The organism is Peribacillus sp. P4_C12, from assembly GCF_056402095.1.
The window spans coordinates 1-12,053 of sequence record NZ_JBFUIB010000092.1 but is presented as its reverse complement, the minus strand read 5'-3'; the positions used below and the strand labels follow the sequence as shown (position 1 = coordinate 12,053).

General features: G+C 35.1%; 10 protein-coding genes and 1 pseudogene. 3 read left to right on the top strand and 8 right to left on the bottom strand.

The window, feature by feature from the left end; all coding sequences use genetic code 11:
* Window positions 1–197: 197 nt before the first annotated feature.
* Both AC1DUW_RS13740 and AC1DUW_RS13735 read right to left on the bottom strand, forming a co-directional pair.
* Entirely contained in the window at window positions 198–665 is a 468-nt protein-coding gene (locus tag AC1DUW_RS13740; protein ID WP_053344662.1) for a UPF0158 family protein, read from the bottom strand.
* 64 nt (window positions 666–729) lie between these two features.
* Window positions 730–1,170 (bottom strand): SRPBCC family protein, encoded by a 441-nt coding sequence (locus tag AC1DUW_RS13735; RefSeq protein WP_053344661.1) that lies wholly within the window; start codon window positions 1,168–1,170, stop codon window positions 730–732.
* A 563-nt stretch (window positions 1,171–1,733) separates the two neighbouring features.
* Between AC1DUW_RS13735 and AC1DUW_RS13730 the strand changes: the two genes are divergently transcribed.
* Window positions 1,734–2,957: an alpha/beta hydrolase family protein gene (locus AC1DUW_RS13730; RefSeq protein WP_236694861.1), complete on the top strand. Its 1,224-nt coding sequence runs from the start codon at window positions 1,734–1,736 to the stop codon at window positions 2,955–2,957.
* Between the two features lie 502 nt (window positions 2,958–3,459).
* On the opposite strand, the gene AC1DUW_RS13725 is transcribed toward AC1DUW_RS13730, so the two are convergent.
* From AC1DUW_RS13725 to AC1DUW_RS13715, 3 genes are all read right to left on the bottom strand, one after another.
* A complete protein-coding gene (locus AC1DUW_RS13725; RefSeq protein WP_477642750.1) occupies window positions 3,460–4,752 on the bottom strand; it encodes an MFS transporter in 1,293 nt (430 codons plus the stop codon).
* A gap of 696 nt (window positions 4,753–5,448) precedes the next feature.
* A complete protein-coding gene (locus tag AC1DUW_RS13720; RefSeq protein ID WP_053344658.1) occupies window positions 5,449–6,156 on the bottom strand; it encodes a GntR family transcriptional regulator in 708 nt (235 codons plus the stop codon).
* Between the two features lie 88 nt (window positions 6,157–6,244).
* Window positions 6,245–7,654 carry a glycoside hydrolase family 1 protein gene (locus tag AC1DUW_RS13715; protein WP_053344657.1) on the bottom strand — a complete coding sequence of 470 codons (1,410 nt, stop codon included), beginning with the start codon at window positions 7,652–7,654 and terminating at the stop codon, window positions 6,245–6,247.
* 533 nt (window positions 7,655–8,187) lie between these two features.
* Between AC1DUW_RS13715 and AC1DUW_RS13710 the strand changes: the two genes are divergently transcribed.
* Both AC1DUW_RS13710 and AC1DUW_RS13705 read left to right on the top strand, forming a co-directional pair.
* On the top strand, window positions 8,188–9,456 hold the full coding sequence (locus tag AC1DUW_RS13710; protein WP_053344656.1) for an ATP-binding protein: 1,269 nt from the start codon (window positions 8,188–8,190) through the stop codon (window positions 9,454–9,456).
* A gap of 492 nt (window positions 9,457–9,948) precedes the next feature.
* A pseudogene (locus AC1DUW_RS13705) lies at window positions 9,949–10,065 on the top strand (YjcZ family sporulation protein); the annotation flags it as partial.
* A gap of 414 nt (window positions 10,066–10,479) precedes the next feature.
* Here AC1DUW_RS13705 and tatC read toward each other — a convergent pair.
* The 3 genes from tatC to AC1DUW_RS13690 all read right to left on the bottom strand — a co-directional run.
* Window positions 10,480–11,226 (bottom strand): twin-arginine translocase subunit TatC, encoded by a 747-nt coding sequence (gene tatC, locus AC1DUW_RS13700; protein ID WP_053344655.1) that lies wholly within the window; start codon window positions 11,224–11,226, stop codon window positions 10,480–10,482.
* 64 nt (window positions 11,227–11,290) lie between these two features.
* Complete coding sequence (locus tag AC1DUW_RS13695; protein ID WP_053344654.1) at window positions 11,291–11,473, bottom strand: twin-arginine translocase TatA/TatE family subunit; 183 nt, start codon at window positions 11,471–11,473, stop codon at window positions 11,291–11,293.
* 12 nt (window positions 11,474–11,485) lie between these two features.
* Window positions 11,486–12,053 (bottom strand): PhoX family protein (locus AC1DUW_RS13690; protein ID WP_477642749.1); only part of this gene is annotated, 568 nt, incomplete at its 5' end.

Genomic DNA, 12,053 nt, shown 5'->3' with positions numbered 1-12,053 from the left:
GTTAATGAGGTATATGAAGCCATAGTAGACCCTGAAAAAATGTCTAATTATTGGTTTTCATCGGGAACTGGAAGAGTGGAACAAGGCAAGACGATTACTTGGAGATATGATGAATACAATGGTTTGATGATTTTTATTCTTAAAATGATTCTTGCTAGTTAGTCTCATTCACGCTTATAGAAAGCACTTTGTCTTATCTATTCAATATAGTTGACGTTATTATCTTGACACCATTTTTTAGCAATTTGTTTAAAACGCTCGTCACGATATGAATACCATTGATCTTCGATTTCAAAATCTATTATTTTGTCCTTAAATTTTCTAAAGGCGCCCTTTCCCTTAATTTCTAATAATAAAGAATTTCGCTTTCGTAGATCACTAACAGTTAGGCAGAAGTCTTCCATCATTTCATATTCATTGACATCATATTTAGTTGGTAACTCTATGTAATTCTCAAAGTTTTCAACAACATCATTAGCAACCCTTAAATTTTCTTGTTGCCAATCAGGTAAATGATTGAATGGTTCATCATCTTCAGCAGCTCTCAAATCATTAGAAGTTACAAAAAAAATTTCACCCGTATTAATATTTAGAAATGATTGAGACTCTTCAAACTGCATTTCCATTTCTTCAATAATATCTTTAAGCTTTACTTGTACATTCATGATATGGGATCACCTTCTATATTTTTTTAGAATCGCACCTGTTAGTTCAACGAGAATTATTTTACTAATGGATTAAAGATGCCCTCAAATTATTAATGCCATTTTCCAAATAACCCTTTAAACAAGTTAACATATATACCCAACCCTCTTTTTGTCCTATCATTTTGTTTATTATCTCGGGGTCATCTTCTTTAAAGCCTAATTCGTTTACTTCAATAATTGTCCTCGTATTATCCAACTCTTTTAGTGTAATTGTAACAACCGTTTCTTGACCATATCCTCCCCACGAGAAAACAATTTTTTTATCTTCCTCGACTTCCAATACATTGATAACCACTTCACCATTGTATTCATCATATCTCCAAGTAATCGTCTTGCCTTGTTCCACTCTTCCAGTTCCCGATGAAAACCAATAATTAGACATTTTTTCAGGGTCTACTATGGCTTCATATACCTCATTAACTGGTTTGAGTATTTTAAATTTCGTAGTTACTTGAGTATCCATACAAAATCAACTCACTTTCGGAATATTTGATAATTCTTCCATTATATCTATATCATCATTAAATAAACAAATTATATACTTTAACTTCTAAAAAAGTCCTTTTATTTATATAGTTCTTCTTCAAATAATCTGCCCCGTTACCAAACCAACTCCCTTATTGAAGTAAAGCACCAGTTAGTTCATTATTTGCTACCACAACTAAAAAGTTACAGTTAAGCGGAAGAAAAACTTTTATAATAAGGAAAATTATTGAAATTAAATGTTAAAATGTAGTTGTATTAGCAACTAGAAGAAGACTAATCTGACTTGTTAAGGAATGAGTGACTGAATCAAACAAAAAATTTGATCGCACTGTATTAGGCTTTATTCGAGTTATAAAGGACTGGCACACTAACTTTCTAAAAAAATAACTTCTGTGACTATTATCTATAGGCTGGAAAGGGGCTCTTATGAAAAGACTGTTTTCGATTATGTGTATCATCGTAAGTGCTTTAGTATTATTGCTAGGGTGCAGTACTAAGGAGAAAGAAAAGGTGGAAAAAAATTCGAAGGAGGTTGGCTCGTTGAAAGCTATTGAAGGTACGTGGGAAGGAGAAATAATGATTCCAAATCAGCCGCTCCCGATTATTGTTCATTTCACGAAGAAAGATGGAACGATAAGTATTCCTGTACAAGGATTGAACAAATTCCCCTTAACAAGTGTAAAGTTAAATAAATCAGACTTGTTTTTTGATATGAAAATTCAAAATCAGCAAATAACGTTTGATGGGAAAGTAGATCAGGAGAAGATTTCAGGAACATTTGTTCAGCAAGGGCAAGAGTTTCCTTTTGAATTGCTCAAGAAATCTGAGGAAAAAGTTGAGGAAAAAAGATCAGGTGAAGTTGTGCAGGCCGACTTGAAGAAAGGAACCATGTATGGACTTTTAGAAACACCTAAAGATGAAGGTCCTTTTCCTGTGATGATTATAATTGCGGGTTCTGGTCCGACTGATAAAGATGGGAACTCCATTGCACTTCCTGGGAAAAATAATAGTTTGAAATTGTTAGCAGAAAGTCTTGCAGAAAAAGGTATCGCAAGCATTAGGTATGATAAGCGCGGAATTGGGGAAAATATGAATTTGGCAGGAAAAGAAGAGGATCTCAGATTCGAACAATATATTGATGATGCAACTGCATGGGTTCAATTTGCTAAAAAGGATAGCCGCTTTTCTAAAGTTGGCATCATCGGCCATAGTGAGGGTTCATTAATTGGAATGGCAGCTGCAAAGAAAACAGAGACAGACACATTCATTTCATTAGCTGGAGCAGGCGAACCAATTGACCAAGTACTTCTTAAACAGCTTGAAGAGCAGCTGTCACCGACGTTATTAACAGAGTCTAAAGATATATTAACAAAACTAAAACAAGGTAAACAAGTTGAGACTGTAAGTGCAGACTTGCAAAGAATATTCCGTCCTTCTGTTCAACCTTATATGATTTCTTGGATTCAATATAATCCGAGAGAATTAGTAAAAGAGCTAAATATCCCTGTTCTAATTGTAAACGGTAATAGAGATATTCAGGTTGCGTCCAGTAATGCAGAAGCGTTACATAAGGAAAAAGGAGATTCTGAATTACTTATACTCGAGAAGATGAATCATGTATTGAAAGAAGCGCCTGTAGATCGAGAGGGAAATCTAGCAACCTATAGAAATCCTGAACTACCATTATCATCTGGATTGGTGAATGGAATTATTGAATTTTTAAACGAATATGACATATCCAGTAATGAAAATCAAAAAAAATAATTAATAATTGGGGGTCTCCTCGGGATGTGTAGCTTTGAAATAAAGATTGATCAAAAGTTCCTCGTGCCCCCTAAGCTTCAATTATTTTTTAGCACAGCAAAATGAAATTCACCTGCTGTGACCATTTTAGCAGCCAAAGAGCCTCTTCTATATTATGCAATGTAATCGCAAAGCAAAATAATAAAATGAAAGAAATCCATACGCTACCTGCTTTCCTAAATGAGTTTCTACGGCCCTTTAGGTATATAAAAATATTCTTTAGCACTTCATTCTACATTTATATATTCTAAATAAAAACAGCTTGTTAGGTTTCCAAAATCTAACAAGCTGTTTTTATCAAACTTCAATATAAGTTATCAATCTTTTTTTCCGCAAATATCAAATAACCTTGATAAATATACAAATAGAAAGAGCACGTTTTGAAAAAAGATTGGTCAAATCACATATTCAATTGAATGAATAATTTTGTGCATTTTCCATACTTCTTAACTTTAAAAGTCCATCATTCTTTACCTCTAAGGGACCAAATGACAACTGGAATAAGCAGTAGTGAAAGGATAGCTCCGGCGAATGAGAGTGTTGCATAGCTGTAATGAGCTACAACCATGCCAGATAGTGCACCGCCCGCTGCTCCTGACAAAGCGATCAAAACATCGACAGATCCTTGCGTCTTTGCGCGAGTGGAAGGGTGAGTTGAATCAACTATCAGCGCTGTACCACTAATCAAACCGAAGTTCCAGCCAAGCCCAAGTAAAACAAGTGAGGTGTTGAGCACCAGCATGGAATCAGCTGGTCCACTGGAAGCAAGTATACAAGCAGCAAGCAGAGTGGCACCAGAAGCGATAACCACTGCAGTTCGTCCAATTTTATCTACTAAGAATCCAGTTACTAAAGAAGGCAGAAACATCGCTGCTATGTGAAAACCAATTACTACCCCTACCTCTTTCAAATCATGTCCATGATGTCCCATATGTATAGGTGTCATTGTCATAATTGCAATCATTAAAAAATTAGTTAAGGTCATTACTGTAGCTCCGGCAACAATTCCTCGCTTGTTTATCGTTGGTGCATTTGAATCTTTGTTTGAAAGTACGGCATTGTGTGTTTTTTGAACATCTGCCATTGCTTTTGCAACAATGAAAGGGTCTGGACGAAGTAAAGCTAATAACACCAAACCAGCAAGGATGTAAGCTACAGCCGCAAGAATAAATGGACCAGCCAAAGAAGGAACACCGATTGACCAAGCCAATTCGCCCATTATATTTACCAAATTTGGGCCTGCAACAGCACCTAATGTGGTTGATACCATAGCAATACTGATAGCTGTTGCCCGCTGTTTAGAACTTGCCAAATCTGTACCGGCATAGCGTGCTTGTAAGTTTGTAGCCGATCCAGCACCATAGATTAGCAGTGAAACAAATAAAAGTGGAATGCTGTTAATTAATGCTGAAATTACTACCCCGACCGCGCCAATACCACCAGCCAAGAAACCGGTCGCGAGTCCAGAACGGCGTCCAAAACGTTGGGAGAGTTGCCCTACAATCAGCGCTGCTCCTGCAGAACCTAATGTGAACAATCCAGTCGGAACCCCTACCATACTCTCTGTACCCAGCATGTCTTGCGCAAGAAGTGCTCCGACGGTTACACCAGCTGCAAGACCTGCCCCCCCGAATATTTGTGATATGACAACAATCAGCAACGTACGTCGATATAACTGTTGTTGTTTTTCTGGAGAATCAATATATGTTTGTATCCAATCTGGTTGATTTTTTCTACTTTTTAATGCTTCAGACATCATTCTGTCTTCCTTTCCGAAGAACTTTTTTTCTTCCTAATTAAATTGTTATTTCAATTATTTTTCAAGAGGTAAAAAAAAGATAATTTACGGAATGCTATTACTTCTATCGCAGCGATTTACCTTACATTACTGACGGACCTTATTTTATGTAATACCATGCGAAATCTACAGTAGCTCTTTTCTCCAATTGTTTTGCCTAGATAATTTTGCCCAATTCCGTTTAGCGATTAGTAATTAGTATAATACCTACTAATATGACCATCAATAATTTTCAAAAAATTTTGTCTAATAACTTTCCTTTTGATTAACTAACCTCCCTCAATAGTTGAATAAAAAAAACTACCTTAAAGACAGCTCCGATTTTCAGCTAAGGCACCTGTTAAATATGTTCATTGTTCAAAATGGACGAACTTCCTCCTTTTAGGGAAGTCTGTCCAGAAATCATTATTACGTAATTGGGCCGGGTTAAATAATTCCAAATCATTGTGCAATCGTATATAAAGGAGACGATACTTTGTCAAAGTATCGCCTCTTAGATTAATAATATTTTTTAATTAGATATATTATCAGCAACATCAATAACAAAAAATCACTTGGATAATTTACTTAAATCACTAACACATTTAGGAAGGATAAAAGCTACACTGTTCAATTCCAATTAGAAACAGAAGTCTTTACCGGTTCAATCTTATTTTATTTAAAATTGATTCGATTTAAGATTTTTGCTTTTTGATAATGGAAAACTGATTTAGATAATTCAAAGATGGTTCCGTTAGATAAGCATACTGTATTTTCAATAATCAATGCTGGATCTAGCGGATTAACATGCAGCTCTATCGCACTTGCTTCATCGATTTTTTCGCAGTTAATTACTTTGTCAGCAAAACCAATGTTTAATTTTAAGTCCTCTATAAGATAACTGTAAATAGAACTCGCTGCAATATCTTCATTTAAATATGGCACAATATCTTTTTTAAAGTAACTTATTTCAATTGAAAAAGGTTCTTTATCTACAATTCGTAGCCGCTTAATATAATAAAGTTTTGTTCCCACTTCACATCGCATTTGTTTTGCGTTTACTTCATCAGCTTCTAGCACATGTAAAGCCAGAATTTTCGTCTCAATTGTTTTTGAAGTCAAATCTTTTGTTAATCCTCTGAGACTGCCTAAATTAATATAATCTGTTACAGATTCTTCCCGTAAAAACATGCCGCTGCCTTGCACCTGATAGATATAGCCACGATTGACCAGCTGATTAATTGCTTTTCGAATCGTATTTCGGCTCACTTCAAATTTTTTTATCAGTTCTTCTTCTGTCGGCAACTTTTTTGTTTTATCAAACTTACCTTCCTGTATTTCACATTCTAATCGATCAGCAATTTCTTTATATTTTACAGCCATATTATCTCCCTATTAATCGTCCTCAATCATTTACTGCTTCTATTATACACAAAACCTCTTGATTAAAATCAAGAGGTTGTCTTATTACTTACAGCTCTTCTCCTCTCGTCTCAATAATATGCTTATACCAATGAAACGACAGCTTTTTCTTTCGGTTTAAATGATCATGATGATCCACGTAAATAAATCCGTATTGCTTTTTATACCCATTTAACCAACTTAATAGATCAATGACAGACCATGCGTAATACCCTTTTAAATGAATGCCTTCTTTGATTGCACGCTTTATCACTTTTAAATGTTCCTCAATATATTTAATACGAGGAACATCTACTATTTCGCCTTCAATAATCGGATCCTCATCACCAAGTCCGTTTTCTGTTACATACATTTTAATATCACCATAACGCTCTTTTAACATATGCAGCCCGTCTAAAAACCCTTGAGGTGAGATTTCCCACCCCCATTTTGTATATGTTTTATCTTCCATTTTTACGGTCCGATAAAAGCCATCGAAAGACGGGTTGCCTGGAGCTAGAGTAGAAGTTTCTCTTGAATGTTCCATGGATGAATCAGCCTCGTGATTTTTTTCTACTCGAATGGGCTGATAATAATTAAGTCCAATAAAATCATTTTTTCCAGCATTTCTTTTTAACGTATCTAATTCTTCTTCTGTCCAACTTGGCGTCCAGCCTTTCTCCTTTAATTGCTCAACCACATAAGACGGATATTCACCTTTTAAAATTGGGTCATAATACCAAAAAGTTTCATATTCATTAGCATGTCTAGCAGCTAATACATTCTCATGTTTATCATCTACGCTGTAAGCTGGTAAGAAAACATGGGTAATACCAACCTCGCCGTAAGATTTTAGTTCTTTATAGACTTCTACAGCTTTTGCATGTGCATAAAACACGTAATGTGTCGCTTGAAAGTATTTATACTCATCGTTTTGGATACCAGGCGGGTGAGCTCCTTTTAAATAGCCTAATCCGCAGAACATAACCGTTTCATTAAACGTAATCCAATGTTTGACGCGGTCTCCAAATGCCCGAAAACAAATTCCTGCATACTTGACGAAGGCCTCAGCTGTTCTCTTATTCGTCCATCCTCCATCTTCTTCAAGCGTCAGAGGCAAATCCCAATGATACAGCGTAACAAATGGAACAATACCATATTTTAAACATTCATTAATAACATTATTATAAAATTCCAAGCCTTTTTCATTGACTTCTCCGTCTCCTGTTGGCAAAATACGTGCCCATGAAATGGAAAAACGGTACGATTCAAGTCCCATCTCTGCCATTAATTTTATATCTTCTTTGTATCGATGATAATGGTCTATGGCTACATCACCGTTAGTACCCCCATACGTTTTCCCTAGAATCTTTGAAAAGACATCCCAATTCGTTACACCTTTACCATCTTCATTCCATGCTCCTTCTATTTGATAAGAAGCAGAAGCTGCTCCAAATAAAAAATCATGTGGAAACTTCATTACAAACCCTCCGTTTTTATACCAACCTATTAAATTTATCATTATATATAATATTTATAGGTACAAATATTAATGTGATTATATACTTTTTTTCATTATTTGACTACATAAAATTCGTAAAACATTAAAACATAAGTATAAAAGATAGTATCTACTGTAATGGAATAATTAAATCCAAGTGCCATTAATAAAACAAAAATAAAAGACGTTAATTCTACCGAATCAACGCCCTGCTTTTAGTTGAAGATGAAAATAAACTTACTTACCTTTTCGAATTTAAATTAATAGTAATAATAATGCCATTAACCCTAGTAGTACAATCAGAATAAATCATTCTTTATAGTTTGATCATTTCTGTTTTCCTTATTCCATTAAAGCGCCCTTTAATGAAGTAACTGGATGGCGTTTCTAAACAAGTCTTTATTTATATTTAAACGTCGTTCTAGTCAATTAACAATTACCATATTAAAATCCTCCTTTTTAATGTTATTCCTGTATAATAGACCTAGTTGTTAATTTTTCAGGAGAATCCAATGAATTTTATTTATATTAATCAAAACATATTAGATAATCTCTTTTATATCTTAGTAAGTATTTTGATTTATTCCATTTTATTAGATCATGGCAAAAGGTTAAGTCAGTATAGCAAGACCCTTATCACTGCATGCATGAGCATTCCTATTATATTATGTATGAAGCTTCCTATTTATATAGATGAATATTGTGTCCATGATCTCCGGCAAATCCCTTTTATTATAGGGACACTTTATGGTGGTTGGCCTGTAGGGGCTGCTCTGTTAGTCATACTATTAACTTTTAGATTTGCTTTTTATGGTTTCAATTTACTTACGGTAATTGTTTATATCGTTATATTTATTATAACGGCCTTATTTTCTTCAAAATTTAATACTTTTAATAGAAAAAATAAGCTAAATAGCTCCATACTATTAATTTTGTTTCTAGGAATACTAACCAGCTTTATTTCACTCGTTATGTCTGATTATTTTCGAATAACGGAGGCGTATGTATTTTACTTTATCATCCTCCCTCCTTTTATCATCGTTTTGGCTGTATATATCATGGAAATTTTAAAAGATGCAATTTTAATCCGAACACAAATGGTGAGACTTGAAAAGATGGAGATAGTTAGTCAACTTGCAGCTAGTATTTCACATGAAATTAGAAATCCTTTAACAGTTGTGAAAGGGTTTGTTCAACTGCTAAAGGCTTCTGATCTCTCTCAAGAAGTAAAAGAACAATATATAGAACATGTTGTTAGAGAACTTAATAGTGCAGAATCAATTATTAGTGAATACTTAGCATTTGCAAAACCTGCAATCGAAAAAGTGGATACTATTTTAATAAACCGTGAAATAGGATATGTAATTGAAATGATAAAACCATTAGCTAACATGAATTTAGTTAATATATCTGAACAGTTAACTCCAGGCATTACGCGTGGGAATATTCAACATTTCAAGCAATGCTTCATAAACCTGATTAAAAATGGTATAGAGGCTATGCCAAACGGCGGGGAACTTAGTATTATTTCCTATGAAAATAATTTCGACATAATTATCGAAATAAGTGACAATGGAATAGGAATGAACAAAGAACAAATAAACCGTTTTGGTGAACCTTATTACAGTTGCAAAGAAAAAGGTACAGGGTTAGGATCAATGTTAGCTGTTAAGACAATCCAAACGATGAATGGTACTCTTAATATAAATAGTGTTTCGAATAAGGGAACAACTATTACAGTAACACTTCCCGCTTATCATGAAGATTATTCTAAAAAATAAGTAATGAATCTATTTTTTTAGTAATATCGATTTTTATTATTTCATTTACAGTAGTGTTTTCTTGAATAGTATAAAAGGAATTATTATTACGATAAAAGAACCCACCACGCCTCTTAACTAATGCGGACCAAGGTGGGTCATTTTTTATTCAAGTAGAAATGCTAAAGTGGATCCTGAAAAAAAGAAGTTGCATGATCAAAATAGAATTTTTTATCAACCTTTATTAAAAATTATCGAACTTTATGTAGACCTATAATTTTGGTAAAACTGATAAAGGAAGTTCTATGGTTAAGGATTTTTGGAACGCTTTGTGTAGCTTTGACATAGAGTTTTGTCAGAAATATCGTGCGTGCCTTCATTTTACATTCAATAAAAAGAAACCATTTTGAAAAAAGACTTCAATGAACTTGTGTCATTTTCCTGATTAGAGCATAAGGTGATATTACCCATTTAATTAATTTCCTCCTTAAAAACAAATAAGGAGATGTCAATATGTCAGGTTGTGAATCAAGGTGTGACGACGGTTTTGGATTTGGTGGAGGTTTCGCCTTTATAGTCGTTTTGTTTATACTCTTAATCATTGTTGGAGCTAGCTTTGTTGGTGGATACGGCGGCGGTTACGGCGGCGGTTACGGCGGCGGTTACGGCGGCGGTTACGGCGGCGGTTACGGCGGCGGTTACGGATATGGCGCCTGTTGTTAAAAATAGTATGAAAAAAGCCGACCTTTAATGGTCGGCTTCTTCATCTAATCTGCCCCTATAGTTGAAGAAGAAAAATCACATGCATGGTTTAACACAGCCTATTTTAAAGAAGTAACAATCAAAAAAATTTCGTAAAAGTATACTTTTACGAACAGGTGAATGAATATCCAGAAAAATTTTATTGATATATAATCACTCAACGGATAACATGTCCTATATTTCTCGCATAGGAATTCCTCACTTAGCTTGGTGAGCATAGAATGGTTACCCCAATTTACATAATAAAAAACGAACTCCTTATAAACAGAAGTTCGTTTTTATTTAAGACGTTTTCCTCATTTCAATGACGTTATCCGATTGCTGTTTGAGTTTTTTCCGGTAGACGATTTTTGACAATGTCACACTAAACTCGTATAAAACTAAAAGAGGCACGGTAACTAATATATCTGACATGAAATCTGGTGGTGTAATTAAAATGGCTACAACGACAAGCAAAAAGTAAGCTATCTTTCGCGCTTTTGAAAGAATCATGGGATTAATGACACCAAGAGAGGTGAGGAACATGACAACCAGCGGAATTTCGAATAAAAATCCAAACGGCAGTGTCAAGTTAATCATAAATTTAAAATATTTTTCAGACGTAAACATCGTTTCAAATTGACCTTCAGACAAAGATAGTAAAAAACCCAGAACGGTTGGATACACGACAAAATATCCGAATGATAAACCGGCAATAAAAAGGATAAACAGTCCAGGAATGTACGCTAGTGTCGTTTTTCGTTCATTCTCAGAAAGTGCCGGTTTTACAAATAGCCATGTTTGATAGGCGGCAATTGGAATCGTAAGAGCAATCGCAATCACGCCAGAAATCATAAAATATACCCAGAGGATTTCACTTGGCCCCAATACAGCTAACTTATGGCCGAGATCACGAATAAGCCATGTGTAAATGTCGTTCACAAAAATGAATGATCCAATTAAAAAAACCAGAAAAGCAATCAAAGTATAGATGATCCGTTTCCTGAGTTCCTCAAGGTGCTCAACCATAAGCATTTCTTGATTAGTCATACAGCCCCTCCTTTCTTAAATGCAAGAGGAAGATGTAAGCTTATTGCTTACATCTTCTTAAAAATTACTTAGATTGCGTCTTTTCTTCTTTCTCGTCTGATGAAATTAAATCCTTAGTAGAGTTTTTAAATTCTCTCAATGTGCTACCGAAAGCACGTCCAATTTCAGGCAACTTAGATGGACCAAATATGATGAGAGCGATGACCAAAATCAAAACCAATCCAGGTATTCCAATATTTTGCAACATTGTGTTTCCTCCTTAAAATTTAAATCCTGTAATAGCCACGACTGCCGGACGAGGCATCTTTTCACCTTTACGATGCGGCCATGTACTTGTAGGATTGTTGATATCTTCCGTTTCTTCACCAGGGTGCTGAACAGACAAGAATAGTGTCTTTTCATTCGGAGTGAAACAAGGTCCGGTTAATTCAGCCTCCATTGGAGCGGCTGCAAACTGCCAGGCAATCCCTTTATCTCGACCAACGGTAGGAATGACAAACATTCCGTTATTGCCAAAGCTTGTCCATGCACCTTGATTTAAGACACTCGATGAAATATCCGTTACGGTCCATAAATTCGCGTTGCTGTCAAAAGTTAAGTTGTCTGGTGCGCTGAATCCGCTTTGACGTCCGCCAGCTGCAAAAATTTCATATTCAAACTCAGTTGCTCCATGGTCACCTTTTTTTTCGATAAAACGTGTAATGTGTCCATGTAAGTTTCCGTGCTTATCATTATTCGTATGTGCAATAAAGATCGAGCCATCAAACGGTGAAATTTCCACATCCTCCGGTCGGTCAGTCGGTGTTCCGCCAAGAAGGAGGGCTGCT

Coding starts and splice junctions, on each gene's coding strand:
- AC1DUW_RS13740 (WP_053344662.1), bottom strand. CDS start 665: ATGAATGTACAAGTAAAGCTTAAAGATATTATTGAAGAAATGGAAATG.
- AC1DUW_RS13735 (WP_053344661.1), bottom strand. CDS start 1,170: ATGGATACTCAAGTAACTACGAAATTTAAAATACTCAAACCAGTTAAT.
- AC1DUW_RS13725 (WP_477642750.1), bottom strand. CDS start 4,752: ATGTCTGAAGCATTAAAAAGTAGAAAAAATCAACCAGATTGGATACAA.
- AC1DUW_RS13720 (WP_053344658.1), bottom strand. CDS start 6,156: ATGGCTGTAAAATATAAAGAAATTGCTGATCGATTAGAATGTGAAATA.
- AC1DUW_RS13715 (WP_053344657.1), bottom strand. CDS start 7,654: ATGAAGTTTCCACATGATTTTTTATTTGGAGCAGCTTCTGCTTCTTAT.
- AC1DUW_RS13710 (WP_053344656.1), top strand. CDS start 8,188: ATGAATTTTATTTATATTAATCAAAACATATTAGATAATCTCTTTTAT.
- tatC (WP_053344655.1), bottom strand. CDS start 11,226: ATGACTAATCAAGAAATGCTTATGGTTGAGCACCTTGAGGAACTCAGG.
- AC1DUW_RS13695 (WP_053344654.1), bottom strand. CDS start 11,473: ATGTTGCAAAATATTGGAATACCTGGATTGGTTTTGATTTTGGTCATC.